Origin of the sequence: Sporosarcina sp. ACRSM (assembly GCF_022346545.1) — a bacterium.
Lineage (GTDB): Bacteria > Bacillota > Bacilli > Bacillales_A > Planococcaceae > Sporosarcina.
In genome coordinates this window covers 236,300-250,519 of sequence record NZ_JAKRNU010000003.1, presented here as the reverse complement: position 1 = coordinate 250,519, position 14,220 = coordinate 236,300, and the positions used below count along the sequence as shown (strand labels likewise).

11 protein-coding genes are annotated in these 14,220 nt (G+C 44.5%); 1 reads left to right on the top strand and 10 read right to left on the bottom strand.

The features are described 5' to 3' along the window. Positions 1 to 51 precede the first annotated feature (51 nt). The 3 genes from MHZ95_RS06925 to MHZ95_RS06915 are packed head-to-tail and all read right to left on the bottom strand — an operon-like array spanning position 52 to position 3,244. Positions 52 to 1,278, bottom strand: coding sequence for a Zn-dependent hydrolase (locus MHZ95_RS06925; RefSeq protein WP_239389875.1), 1,227 nt, complete (start codon positions 1,276 to 1,278; stop codon positions 52 to 54). Next, positions 1,275 to 2,030, bottom strand: a complete 756-nt coding sequence (locus MHZ95_RS06920; RefSeq protein WP_239389874.1) for an L-2-amino-thiazoline-4-carboxylic acid hydrolase — start codon at positions 2,028 to 2,030, stop codon at positions 1,275 to 1,277. The genes MHZ95_RS06925 and MHZ95_RS06920 overlap by 4 nt, the downstream gene beginning before the upstream one ends. Beyond that, the gene (locus tag MHZ95_RS06915; protein ID WP_239389873.1) at positions 2,018 to 3,244 is read right to left on the bottom strand and encodes a trans-sulfuration enzyme family protein; all 1,227 of its coding nucleotides are present in this window, start codon (positions 3,242 to 3,244) and stop codon (positions 2,018 to 2,020) included. Before MHZ95_RS06915 ends, MHZ95_RS06920 begins: the two co-directional genes overlap by 13 nt. A 130-nt stretch (positions 3,245 to 3,374) precedes the next feature. On the opposite strand from MHZ95_RS06915, the gene MHZ95_RS06910 reads away from it, so the two are divergent. Continuing rightward, positions 3,375 to 4,244, top strand: coding sequence for a LysR family transcriptional regulator (locus MHZ95_RS06910; protein ID WP_239389872.1), 870 nt, complete (start codon positions 3,375 to 3,377; stop codon positions 4,242 to 4,244). Positions 4,245 to 4,405: 161 nt separating this feature from the next. Here the strand turns inward: MHZ95_RS06910 and MHZ95_RS06905 are convergent, their stop codons facing one another. From MHZ95_RS06905 to MHZ95_RS06875, 7 genes are all read right to left on the bottom strand, one after another. Further along, the gene (locus tag MHZ95_RS06905; RefSeq protein WP_239389871.1) at positions 4,406 to 5,107 is read right to left on the bottom strand and encodes an AIM24 family protein; all 702 of its coding nucleotides are present in this window, start codon (positions 5,105 to 5,107) and stop codon (positions 4,406 to 4,408) included. 278 nt (positions 5,108 to 5,385) lie between these two features. Beyond that, positions 5,386 to 6,588, bottom strand: coding sequence for an acyl-CoA dehydrogenase family protein (locus tag MHZ95_RS06900; RefSeq protein ID WP_239389870.1), 1,203 nt, complete (start codon positions 6,586 to 6,588; stop codon positions 5,386 to 5,388). A 14-nt stretch (positions 6,589 to 6,602) separates the two neighbouring features. Further along, the gene (locus tag MHZ95_RS06895; RefSeq protein ID WP_239389868.1) at positions 6,603 to 7,757 is read right to left on the bottom strand and encodes a CaiB/BaiF CoA transferase family protein; all 1,155 of its coding nucleotides are present in this window, start codon (positions 7,755 to 7,757) and stop codon (positions 6,603 to 6,605) included. A gap of 454 nt (positions 7,758 to 8,211) precedes the next feature. After that, a complete protein-coding gene (locus MHZ95_RS06890; RefSeq protein ID WP_239389867.1) occupies positions 8,212 to 9,486 on the bottom strand; it encodes a Zn-dependent hydrolase in 1,275 nt (424 codons plus the stop codon). 21 nt (positions 9,487 to 9,507) lie between these two features. Beyond that, a complete protein-coding gene (locus MHZ95_RS06885; protein ID WP_239389865.1) occupies positions 9,508 to 10,953 on the bottom strand; it encodes a sodium:solute symporter family protein in 1,446 nt (481 codons plus the stop codon). A 15-nt stretch (positions 10,954 to 10,968) separates the two neighbouring features. Then, positions 10,969 to 12,630: an amidohydrolase gene (locus MHZ95_RS06880; protein WP_239389864.1), complete on the bottom strand. Its 1,662-nt coding sequence runs from the start codon at positions 12,628 to 12,630 to the stop codon at positions 10,969 to 10,971. Between the two features lie 128 nt (positions 12,631 to 12,758). Then, on the bottom strand, positions 12,759 to 14,207 hold the full coding sequence (locus MHZ95_RS06875; RefSeq protein WP_304648949.1) for an NAD-dependent succinate-semialdehyde dehydrogenase: 1,449 nt from the start codon (positions 14,205 to 14,207) through the stop codon (positions 12,759 to 12,761). Positions 14,208 to 14,220: the final 13 nt, after the last annotated feature.

Genomic DNA, 14,220 nt, shown 5'->3' with positions numbered 1-14,220 from the left:
TATTTATGAAAAAGGGTGCTACATCCATTAGGATCTAGCACCCTTTTTCGTTTATTCAATAGCAAGCGCTAACACGGTTTCGTATAAGATTTCCGTACCTTTTCCACAGTCCTCTATTGAACTCCATTCAGCCGGATTATGGCTGATTCCGTCTTTGGAACGGATGAAAATCATTCCGATCGGGCAATAATCCTTAAACTGCATGCCGTCATGTCCCGCGCCGCTTGGCAATTGGAAAGGTTCAACATCCACTTTGTTAAACGCCTTCTGGATAACATTTTGAATCGATTCTGAACAAGGAACCGGTTCAACCCGCTGCATGGTTTCTAGCCTCAATTCGACAGCCCGTTTACGGCTTACTTCCTGCGCATGAGCTGTTATGCTTGCTTCAACCTGATCGCGGGTCTTTTCATCGATATCGCGAAGATCGAGTGTAAATTCCACTTCAGCTGGAATGACATTGACCCCGCCCGGCTTCACGGAAATCTGTCCGATTGTCGTTACGGCATTCGGATATTTTTTCGCTTCCGCTTCTATAAACTGCATCATTTCCGCTGCTGCCATGAGTGGATCTTTGCGGATCGCCATTGGTGTCGCACCCGCATGACCGGCTTCTCCGGCGATGGTCCATTTCATCCAATGCGGACCGGCAATTCCTGAGACGATCCCCGCTGCAAGTCCCCGCTGCTCAAGGACGCGGCCCTGTTCAATATGCAACTCCACATACCCTTTAACGGTAGCTGGCTCTTTCGCTGCATCCTTATACTGTTCCGGATCGAATCCGGCTTCTTTCATCGCTTCTGCAATCGACACACCATTCGCATCGCGGTGTTGCAACTCCTCGCTCGTCAAAATACCCGCAAGGCCACGGCTGCCGACCATTCCGAAACCGAAGCGACTCCCTTCCTCATCTGTAAAGGCATACACTTCGATTGGATGATCATGCTGGATTTGCTGCTCATGCAAAGTTTGAGCCACTTCGATCCCTGCGATGACGCCAAGCGCTCCGTCAAACCGTCCGCCATCCGGAACCGTATCGATATGTGAACCGATCAGAACAGCGGGTGCATCCTTCCGCTGCCCTTCTTTTCGGCCAATCAAATTCCCGACAGCATCTTCTCTTACTGTCATCCCCGCCTCTTCCATATAAGAAGCGACCAATGCTTTCGCTTTCTTCTCTTCTTCCGTAAAAGAGAAACGGGTAATTCCGCCACTTGCTTGTTTTCCAAATTCACTTAGTTCCTCTAAGCGGTTCCATAATCGTTCTTGGTTGATCATCGACTAACCTCCACTTTCGTTTCGTCCTCCTCTTTCATTTGAAATCGGAAATGACAGACGCCTTCTTTTAACACGTATTGATCATGAATCACTTCAAAATTCGGATTGAATCCTTTCGCAATCGATGGATCGATCATATGGCAGTACAAAATCCCGAAGTCTTCCATCCCATCTTTTTTCCACTGTTCTGCAAAGGCACATTTCGTGAACGTTTGTTCAATTTCAGTCGGATGGAATAGTGTTTCATATTCAAACAGGTCACTGCGGCCCATATCATAATTGGACAAATAATGATCCATCGTATTCGGCTTCCCGACGGCAGCGGCACGACGCGCGATGTCTCGGCCACGTTCCTCGCCGAATGCACCGACACTATCCATCATTGCTTTTTCCCCTTCTTCTTTGCCGTAACGCTCTACGATCGCTTTTGCAATTTGGGCAAATAACTTCGCCATAATCGCAAACATCGTCCATGGTTCTTTGCCTGCTTGCTTTTGCGCTTCACTGTATGCAAGAAACGCTGTCTCAATTTTACCATCATCAAACAGTTTGTCGAATGAAAATAGCATGTTTTCTGTCAACTGACCATTCAATTCGGTAGATTGTTCATCTACGACCTGTTGAACACCTGCTTGTATGCTAGCCTTTCCTTCTTCTCCAAATCGAGTTGTGACGATGTCCACGATATGCGTCATCAGTTTAGCCGTAATGGTATACATCGTTACCGGTGTCAAGTTTGTTATTTCGCCCATGCGTATGCACTCCGTTCTATATGGTTTACTTCGTTTACTTGATTGAATGCTTGCGTTAAATCTTCCAGAATATCCTCTATATCCTCAAGCCCCGCAGAAAGACGGATCAAACCATCTGTAATACCTGCCGCCACCCTTTCCGCTTCAGGTATCGACGAATGCGTCATCGTCGCTGGATGCTGAACAAGCGTTTCCGGATCCCCCAAGCTGAAGGAGATCATCGCCAATTGCAAAGTATCCAAGAACGTTTTTGCCGCCTCGCCTCCCCCTTTCATTTCAAACGATACGATCCCACCCATGCCGTTCATGTGCTTTTGTGCAATCTCATACTGTGGATGTGATTGGAGACCTGGATAATAGACTTTGTCTACCATCGGATGCGCCTCTAGAAAGGCTGCAATCTGTTCCGCGTTGCGACAATGTTTTTCCATTCTGACACCTAACGTTTTCATCCCCCGCAAGATTAAAAATGCATCCCACGCGCTCAATACTTGTCCTAAGTCACCCATGATTTGTTGGCGCATGAACTGGATGCGTTCCGCACTCGCCACAATCGCACCTGCCACGACATCCCCATGCCCGTTCAAATATTTGGTCGCACTATGAATGACGATGTCCACCCCTAAATCAAGCGGCTTTTGCAAATAAGGTGACATAAACGTATTATCCGCAATAAGTGGAATTTGATAGTGCTTCGTCACTTGCGCAATTGCTTCAATATCCAAAATGGTTAGCACCGGGTTGGATGGCGTTTCAATATAGACCGCTTTTGTATTGGGCTGCATTGCTTCCACTATGTTTTCGACATTTGTACAATCGACTAAACTGTATGTAATACCACAGCGCGCTGCCAATGTCGTTAAAAAGTGGTACGTGCCTCCATAGACATCTTTTGTGACAATGAGATGATCACCATTTTGTAAGACACTAAACAGCGCAGTCGAGATGGCTGCCATTCCCGATCCTACGCAGAGAGCTGCTTCGCCATGCTCAAGCGCCGCCATTTTATCTTCTAACGCGCGCAGCGTCTCATTCCCATAACGGCCATAATAAATGCCGTCCTTTCTCCCGGCCACTGTATCAGCGGCAGCCTCAAGATTTCCAAACGAATAGGCAACTGCCGGTACAATCGGCTGCGCGACAGCACCCGTTTTCCTCTCCGAAGCATGCTGATCATGGATAAGCGCCGTGCTCATCCCCCACCTTCTCATCATCTTCCAACCTCCTATGTTTCACAATTCACTTACTATTCTTATCTCTATTATAAAATCTCTCTTTTGCATAAATCAAATGAATAGTTATAATAAGAAGTATGAAGAAAATTAATAGTTAAAGGTGAGTTACATGTCACTAATCAAATTCGAGATTTTTAGAACCGTTATCGAATCAGGCACTCTCTCAAAAGCCGCAGAAACGCTGAAACTAACGCAATCTGCAGTGAGCCATGCCATTGCAAGCCTTGAAAATGAATTGGGCTTTACATTATTAATCCGAAATCGCACAGGCGTCATATTGACGGAAAACGGTTCAAAGATGCTGGCCTATATAGAGGAAATGTTGAAACTCAACGAACAAATGATGCAAGAAGCTGCCAAAATCAACGGAATTGAAACCGGTGTTGTCCGAATTGGAACGATTCCAAGCGTCTCCATCCAATGGATTCCATCGATTATTAAACAATTCCGAGAAGCATTTCCACTCATCGACTTGAAGTTATATGAAGGTAATTATGACGAAATCACCCAATGGATTATGGACGGTAAAATTGATTTCGGCTTTCTCTCACTCCCTGCTTCCAAATCATTTGAAACGATTCCTATCAAAAATGACCCTTTGCATTGCATCGTGCCAGATACACATCCACTCTTTCATCATGAGAAAATCCAGTTCAAAAACTTGGATAACGAACCATTTATCATGCCAAAGTCGACGATCGATAATGACGTCAGGAGAATCTTAAAAAAACATAAAATCACTCCTCACATCCAATACGAAATTGCAGAAGATCAAGCCATCATTTCCATGGTACAAAACGGGCTCGGCATCAGTATTCTGCCATCGATGATTTTATACCGCCTCCCCGAAAACGTCCGTGCCATTCCATTGGAAAGCAATGATTATCGCTCCATCGGTATAGGAGCAACTTCGTTTACACATATTTCACCAAGCGCGAGAAAATTGGTGGAGTTTATTCAAAAACTGTTTCAGGAATGAACGCTTGATCGCTTATTGAAGAAATGTCAGCGTTTGAAGTACAGTTATCAGCGTTCAACGGTCACTTATCAGCGAAACATAACCTTTGACCTATCTCATCCCCAAGAAAAAACCTTGACGGGAGCCAACTCTCATCAAGGTTTTTCCATTTTCACCTTCTATCAAGACGAAGAGCCATTCCCCGTCATATACACCTCTTCAAATGGCTGAATGATGACAAACCCCTCACCTGAAAACTCCATTTGAATGGATTCCCCACTGCCACGACCAAGGAATGTTCTAAAACTGATATCTGTCCGAAATTCCGGTTCTAAATGGCCCGACCAAGCGACGGTTGCATTCGGATCCGTTATGACAGGGGCCCCCGGCTGGACGAGTAGCGTCAATGGCTCGAAATGAGTGGTAATCGCTACTTTGCCTTTGCCTCGCAACGTCACATTGAACAATCCGCCAGACATCATTCCTGCCACTTTCCGCATCAGTTTAATATCCCATTCAATGCCCGATTCAAATGCAAGCAGGTCATTGCCATTCACCGTGATTGATTCATTGTCCAAATCGAAAATGGTGATCTTTTTTCCTTGATCCGCCAAATACAAACGACCATTGCCTGTCGCTTTCATTAATGAGGTCCCTTCACCTGTGAATGCTTTTTTGAACATCATCCCCACCCCATGCTCAAGCATTCGCTCCCGCTCGAATTTAATATTTCCTGTATAGGAAACCATCGAACCGGTCTTCGCCCACACAAGGTCGGTTAAATTCACTTCTAAAATACGCGGTGTTTCCAACTCAAAATACTCGCTCTCCCGCTCATCCTGTTGCGTCTTTTTGATGAATTCATTAATCGTATACTTCCCCATTCATTACGCCCCTTTCGCACATGCTAACTGCCTATACATACGTTTGAACCCAATAAAAGATTCAACCTATCAGTTATTCCACGACCATTTTTATAAAGTTGCAGGGTTATTGACGGTCAGCGCCGAGTTATTGGCGTTCGACCAACATAAATTGGCGTTCACCTCTGAGTTATTGGCGCTTAACCGGCACTTATCGGCGAAACATGACCTTTGACCTAAAATCTCCCCAAGAAAAAACCTTGATGAAAGACTTCCCATCAAGGTTTCATTTCCATATTTCAATTATATTGTAATTCTTCTTCCCAAGCAGGCAACATTTTACTCAACTGCTTATCCTCCCGGTACCCAAGGACATATTCCGCCTGCATAATCGTATGGATTTCGCGCGTCCCTTCGTAGATAACCGGCGCTTTCGAGTTACGCAGGAAACGCGCGACCGGATACTCGTCCGAATAGCCGTAAGCTCCGTGGATTTGGAAGGCATCGTCCGCCGCTTTGTTAGCAAAATCACATGCTTGCCATTTTGCAAGGGACGTTTCTCGCGTGTTGCGCAATCCTTTGTTTTTCATTTCCCCCGCGCGGTAAACAAGAAGACGGCTCATTTGATAGCCCGCTTCCATATTGGCGATCATTTGCTGGACGAGTTGATGTTTGCCGATCGCTTTACCGAATGTTTCGCGCTGGTGGCAATATTTCACGCTTTCTTCCAGACAGCCCATGATCAATCCGACAGCCCCCGCCGCTACGGTAAAGCGTCCGCTATCGAGTGCAGACATGGCAATTTTAAATCCTTCTCCTTCTTTTCCAAGCAGATTCTCCGCTGGAATCCGCATATCTTCGAAGAATAGTTCCCCGGTGTTGCCCGCGCGAATACCGTATTTCCCTTTGATCGCCTTGGAGGAGAAGCCCGGTGTTGTTCGTTCGACGATAAACGCACTGATGCCCGAGTGTTTTTTCGATTTATCCGTATAGGCAAAGACGAGGAAATGGTCCGCGACATCGCAAAGTGAAATCCATGTTTTCTGCCCATTCAATACATAATGATCCCCGTCGCGCACCGCCGTCGTCGCCATCCCGGCAACATCCGATCCCGCGCCTGGTTCCGTCAAGCCGAAAGCACCGATTTTCTCACCCTTCGCCTGAGGAACAAGATATTTCTGTTTCTGCTCTTCCGTCCCCCATTGCATAAGCGTCATCGAGTTCAAGCCAATATGAACAGATACTGCCGTCCGGAATGCCGTATCTCCACGTTCCAATTCTTCACACAGAATCGCGAGTGAATTATAGTCCATCCCGCTACCTCCGTATTGTTCAGGCACACAAACGCCCATAAACCCGAGATCCGCAAGCTTCTTCCAAATCGCTGGATCAAACCCGCCTTCCGAATCCCATTTCTGGATATGCGGCATGATTTCCTCATCCACAAATTGACGCGCCGTTTTTCTTAATAATTGTTGTTCCTCTGTAAATTCAAAGTTCATCTCAACCACTCCTATTATTTGTTTTTTTCGAATAAGTTTCCGATGATTTCATCGTTATGTTCTCCGGGACTTGGCGGGTGATGTTTTACGGCAACCGGTGTCCTTGAAAGCTTTAATGGACTGCCGATCATTTTGATCGTTCCCGCCGTCGGATGCTCGTGTTCAATGAACATATTGCGTGCTTGCAGTTGTGCATCGTTCACGACCGCTTCCAAATTCTGTATCGGTCCTGCCGGAATATTTTGTTCGCGGCATTTTTCGTACCAATAGGCAGTTGGTTCGTTCAAAAACTCCTTTTGCAATAAAGGAACCAATTCCTCCCGATGCAATACACGATCCGGATTCGTAAGGAAGCGCTTATCATCCGCATACTGCGGTACGTTCAACACTGTACACAATGCTCTGAACTGATGATCATTCCCGACCGCGATGACCATTTCGCCGTCCTTTGTCCGGAATGTCTGATACGGCACGATGTTGGCATGCTCATTGCCAAGCGCCTTCGGAATCTTGCCTTCCATCAAATAATTGCTGCCGATATTGACCAGCGCACTCACGGCAGAGTCATACAGCGAAATATCGATTTTTTGCCCCTTTCCAGATTGAGCCCGTTCCACTAACGCCGCTTGGATCCCGATACAAGCATATAAACCCGTCAACACATCCGTAATGGCGACACCTGATTTCAGCGGTCCCGATTGATCCGTCCCCGTAATACTCATCAACCCGCTCATCGCCTGGATAATAAAATCATAGCCGGGTACATGCCGATCCGGACCTGTCTCCCCGAACCCCGTAATCGAACAGTAAACAATGCCCGGATTGATGGCTTCTAGCGTGGCATAATCCAAGCCGAACCGCTCCATCGTCCCCGTTTTGAAGTTATGGATGATGACATCACTTTCGCTAACCAGTTTTTTAATGATGTCGACGCCTTCAGCCGATTTTAAATCGACCGTGATCGCCTTTTTGTTACGATTGGCACTTAAATAATAAGCACTGATCCCATTTTTAAATGGTGGCCCCCATTTACGCGTATCATCACTTCCCCCCGGCCCTTCCACTTTGATCACTTCGGCCCCTAAATCACCCAAGATCATCGTGCAGTACGGCCCCGCAAGCACACGCGATAAATCGATGACCCGAATATTCTCTAACGCTCCAGTCACATTCCCACCCCCTGTTATGGAAAAAGAAAAAGCCAATTCAAAAAGACAACAGATTTCTGTTAGTCAAATTGAACTGGCTTGTATCTGTGTTGTATAACCCGGTAAGGCTTTCAGCAGATTAGGCAGTACTAGCTATTCATTTCCCTGATTTCAATCGATCATGTGTAATGAACGTTTCTGCGTTTCAACATGATTCAATCAATCACGCCTTGGCGTGATTGCGTCCAGATTTTGAATTGCGCTTGCGCAATTAACTCCCTTCAAAATCCGTGACATCCGCCGGAGGCTTAACTTGAATCAGCAGAGAGTTTGGACTCCCTCTGATTGAAATGCATACTGACATTCATCCCACCACTTATAGAAGTAGGGGACTTCTGCTGAATCAAGTTATTTATTATTCTACTACATATCCTTAATTTTGTAAATATTTAATTTTCAGTTTTCTCATCGCGAATTAATGAATCGATTCCTTTATTTTAGTAGTCAATTCTTCTTTCCCTGATAATTGCAGAACACAATGCAGTAAAACATTGGCCCCTTTCTCAATATCGTCGTCTAAAGTTAACTCGCTTTCAATATGACTCTTCCCACCAATGCTCGGCACGAAAATCATACCCGTCGGTGCAATTTGGTTTATATACTTGGCGTCATGTCCTGCCCCACTAACCATTCTTGTAACGGAACAATCAAATTCCTTGGCGCTTTTAACAATCTGTTCAATAATTTCAGGATGAAAAGCAGTCGCATTAATGTCCCATAGATCAGTTATTTCAAGTTGTACTTGTTCTTGTTGGCATATCTGTTCCATCTCTTCTTTTATTTCGGCAACAAATTCTTTCCTAACCTGATCATCTATATGTCTAACATCTAAAGAAAAAACAACTTCTCCCGGTATACAATTTGCGACATTCGGGTAGATCGACATCCGACCAATGGTCATGCTTATATCTTCATCACTACTTTTGGCTTTCTCTTCGATATGAACAAAAAGTTTCGAGGCTGCCATCAAAGCATCTCTTCTCATCGCCATTGGTGTAGGTCCCGCATGCCCTGATTCTCCACTGACTTTTATCTCTAACCAAGTCATTCCTTTAATTCCCTCAACCGCACCAATAGCGATTTGCTTATTCTCTAAAACCGGTCCTTGCTCAATATGAAGTTCAATATAAGAATGGATCCTTTGTAGCCTATTTTTTATACTGCCTTTATATCCTATTTTGTTTAATTCTTCCTCAAATGTTTTTCCTGCGTTATCTTTTCGGCTATACACAAATTCCTTGTCAAAGACTCCGACTAATCCACCTGAGCCTAACAAAGGTGGCTCAAATCGTGCACCTTCTTCATTTGTGAAATTCACAATTTCAATAGGCCTGTCTGTTTCAATACCATTGTCATTTAGTGTATGAATCACCTCAAGGGCTGCTAATACACCAAGAATGCCATCAAATCTCCCTCCGTTCGGTTGAGTATCCAAATGCGAACCGATTACAACTGGAGCCAAGTCACTCAAACCTTCTCTTCTACCATAAATATTTCCGAAATCATCGACTCTAGTTGTTAAACCTACATTTTCCATCCACTCCAGAAAGAGACCCCGCATCTCTTTATCTTCTTTCGTTAAAGCCAATCGACATAACCCATTGCCTGGAATTTCACCTATTTGGGCACTTTTATCAATTGTCCTCTTTAATCTGTCTATATTCACCTGCATATTATTGGTTACTGTCATTTTAATACCTCCGTCACGTTTCTACTTTTCGGATAATCCCATATTCGTAATAATATTTTTCTCTGGTTGTGTTGATAACAGAGAAATCGTAACGATCGTTATAAGCGATAGTGGCAAGCCGATAAAAACAGGATGTAAGCCAAAAGGATGTCCTGCAATCTGCCAAATGACCGCGATTAATAACCCAACCCACATGGAGGTCACCCCAGCCTTACGCGTCGCCTTTTTCCAAAATAATCCGAGAAGGACGGGAGCCAATAGACCAGATACAAGCATGGCAGTCCCTGTTACCCATAGATTAACCAATTCAGGAATATATAAAGATAGTAATAGAGCCAATATTGAAACAATTAAAACTGAAATTCGACTATAAAACAGTAGTTTTTTGTCATCTTTATTTCGAAGTCTCGGTTTAATCACATCATTGACAATAGAAGAAGCACCAGCCATAAAGAATGAATCTGCTGTAGAGATAACCGTCGCCAAAAGCGCGATAACCATCACAATGATCATTGAATAAGGGAAAACATGGCCGATGACCTCATAATAAATCAACGTTGGATTGACATTTTCCAAATTCAGGCCGAAACGACCTGCTACTCCAATTACAATAACGACAGCTCCTGTCAAAAATGCAACGATTATCGAGTACCAATATCCTTTCACTGCAGTTTTTGAATCTTTAGCTGCCCAAAAACGTTGCCACAAATCCTGTCTGACAAATTGGTAAGCACCAATTGTAAAGAGATAGATGAATACTTCCGCCTTTGAGATATTAAAAAGACTTAGATTGTTCCCCGCATTGGATAAGGCAGCGTTTTCTTGGATATTACTCCACCCGCCAGATACAATTATCACCACAACAAACAAAATGAATATCCCGACGGTTTGTATCGTGCCGTGAAATGCATCTTGCCAAATAACCGATTTCATACCGCCAAAGTATGTTTTTAAAGTAAGTAAAATCCAACTGATGACAATACCGGTTGTCATGCTCAAGCCAATGGTTAAATTTAAGATGGTTGCGATCGCAACAAATTGCATACCAGTAATTGCACAATACGCGACGAGAATGCTGATCACTGTAGGAATCCTGGCACCTTCACCAAAGCGCAATGCCGTAAAATCACCAATCGTAACCATATTATATTTTTCCCCAAGTTGTCTAAGGCGTTTGACCAGGAAAAATGCAATTAGAACTCCAGCAAAAAGAGTGCCCAAATTCAGCCACTGCTCTCCCTGCCCAAAACTATAACCATTCGCCATGTATCCTAATAGTGTTGCTCCGCCAATTGCCGTACCGACAAAAGTTAAGATCAAAGGAAAGATGGAAACTGACCTTCCCGCAACATTATAATCGTCATATGTTTTAATACTTCTATTAATCAGCAAGGAGACCACAAAAAGAAATAGGAAATAGGAAATAACGATAATTCCTAATATCATACGTTCTTGTTCAGAATACATACTACTCCCCCTCTATCAAACTTCTACGCTTTCTTTCAATTCACTATCGCTTTGAACATTCCTACTTGAATACACTTGTTTCCCATCCACAAATGTACGTTCAACTTGTATATCTTTTATTTTTTCAGTCTCTATTTTGAAAGGATCATCAGATACGACTATGATATCCGCCTTTGCAGATGGTTTAATCACACCTAATGTTTGTTCTTCGAAGGAACTATACGCTGCATCCGTCGTATAGGCTTTCAAAGCGTCGTCTATTGTTATATTTTGAGTTGTATCTAGAACTTGTCCTGTTATCGTTTTTCTCGTTACAGCAGTATAGATGCCGGTCCAAGGGTTTCCTCCAGTAACAGGCAAATCAGAATTTCCAGGGGCTACAATACCATGTTCTTTAAATGACTTATGCGGATAGACTCTTTTCATCCTTTCAGGACCTAAATTGTTCATATAGCTATCACCAATATGATGGAGGAATCCAATGGAAGAGGCTGCAATCAATTCAAGGTTTTTAACTCTTTTCAACTGATCATCTGTTGGAAGGGCGCAATGTTCGATACGGTTACGCATATGAGTAATATCCATATTTTCATTCACCTTTTCAAACGCTTGAACAGCCACTTCTATCGCCCGCTCTCCGATACCATGTACGGCAACCCGAAGGCCTGAAGCGATTGCCTTTTCGAAAGATGGATAAATATCCTCTACACCGCAATACAGAATTCCCAACTCCGCATCATCGACATACGGCTCCGCTACTGCCGCTGTTCTCCCCCCAACACTTCCATCTAGCATGAACTTCACACCTTGGATTTTGATAAAGTCATTTCCAAATCCACTTCTAATCCCCATAGAAAGTATCTGGTCTAATAGCCCCTCCCAGCCATTTTGATTGATTGCCCATATCCATGGCCTCACTCTGACTTTTAACTTGTCTGCGCCTTGCAAGTGTTGGTACACTTGCATGTCCTTCGTCTGCGTGGACATATCATGAACCGTAGTAATTCCCCATTTAGCAAAATCTTCTTGGGCTAACTCCATTCCATGTACAATATCTTGAAAACCATACTTAGGAACAGCAATCCAATCTCGCGCTGCTTCTTTCAGTAACCCTGTTAACTCACCGGTTTCCGCATCACGTTCGATATATCCGCCTGGCGGATTTTTCGTATCTTTCGAAATTCCGCTTAGCTCTAATGCTTTAGAATTCAAAACAGCCATATGCTCACATGTCCGCGTCAGTACAACTGGATGATTCGGCGCGACCTTGTCCAAATCCCAACGAGTCGGATAGCGCTTTTCCTTCAGTTTGCTATCATCCCAACCCCAACCTCTTATCCATTCACCGACCGGAACCTTCTTCGTTGAATCACTGATCAATTCCAGTATTTCATCGATGGATGATACTGATTGTGATCGGCAATCCAGTTCTAACAGATACACTCCATAGATCGTGGGGTGTATATGGCTTTCAATAAAACCTGGTAATGTGGTTTTACCTTCCAAATCCATAACCTCAGTATGTTCCCCTTTAAATTTCAAGCCTTCCTCATTTGTGCCTACATGGATAATTTCTCCCTTTTTAATGACGATCGAGTTGGCTCTAGGAAGTTTCACATCCATTGTTATGACATTACCGTTAATAAGTATTAAATCTGCCGAATCAATAGTCGTCATCTTGATACCCACAATCCCTTCTATTCTCCAGATTTGAAAAACGTCTTACCAAACGTAAATCATCTTATTCATCCTATAATTAGGAAGAGTCATTGACTCAATTCGCTGAGCCAATGACACACCAATCCTTAATTCACACCAATCGAAACAAATTGCGTCTCCAAATAGTCTTCGATTCCTTGATGGCCGCCTTCCCTTCCGATCCCGCTTTCTTTCATGCCGCCGAACGGGGCTTGGACTGCTGTCGGAACGCCGTCATTCCAACCGACAATCCCGTAGTTCAGTTGCTCAATCAGTTTGGTACCCGTTGACACACTTTCCGTATAGACATAAGCGGACAGACCGTATGGCGTATCGTTGGCGAATGCAACCGCTTCTTCAACCGTCTCCACTTTTTGGATAGGTGCAATGGGTCCGAATGTTTCTTCGTTCATCACAATCATCGAAGCAGTCACGTTGCTAAGTACAGTAGGCGCGTAAAAGTTTTCTCCGACATCCGACAATGATGCGCCCCCCGTTACAAGGGAAGCTCCTTTTGACAAAGCATCTTCTACATGATGAGTCACTTTTTCCAGACTCGCTTGATTGATAACCGGACCGATTTGTACGGATTCATCCACACCGTTTCCGACTTTCAATTTTTTAACGGCCGCCGCAAATTTATCAACAAAGGCATCGTGGATTCCAGCTTGCACATAAATCCGATTGGTGCAGATACAGGTCTGCCCGGCATTTCTGAAAGCCGAAGCGACGACACCTTCCACTGCCGCATCCAGATTGGCATCATCGAGGACGATGAACGGGGCATGTCCGCCCAACTCCAAGGATAATCGTTTCACTTGATCCGCACTTTGTCGTATCAACATTTTCCCCACTTCTGTCGATCCGGTGAACGTAACTTTTCGCACCTTTTCGTTTTCCATAATCGCTTTCCCGATTTTGGAAGAAGAACCTGTCACTAAATTGATAACGCCTTTTGGAAAGCCTGCTTTTTCACATAGCTCCACCAATTTGACGGCTGTCAAAGGACTTTCGCCGGACGGCTTAATGACGATAGTACAGCCAGCCGCCAATGCCGGACCGATCTTTCTTGTTAGCATCGCTACCGGGAAATTCCACGGCGTGATTGCGGCTACGACACCTACAGGCTTCCGCCATACTTGCAATCGTTTGCCCGGTGTATGAGTGGGGATCGTTTCCCCGTAAACCCGTTTTCCTTCTTCCGCAAACCATTCCAAATAGGCCGCGGCGGACACGACTTCACCTCTGGACTCCTGAATAGGCTTACCCATTTCCAGCGTCATCGTTTGTGCCAATTCCTCTTGGTGCTCCAACATCAGCGCATGTAGTCGCTTCAAATAGGCTGCCCTTTCGTAAGCCGTCGTTTGGGACCACGTCTGAAACGCCTCATAAGCAAACTCGATCGCTTCATTCGTTTCCGCTCTACCGCCATTCGGTACGCACCCGACAACTTCCCCATTTGCCGGATTGAGTACGCGCAATTCGTCCAAGTTTTCGCCTACCCATTTCCCGTTTATATACATGAGCGACTGTTTTGTTTTCAACTCTTGTTTCATATTCATAACACTC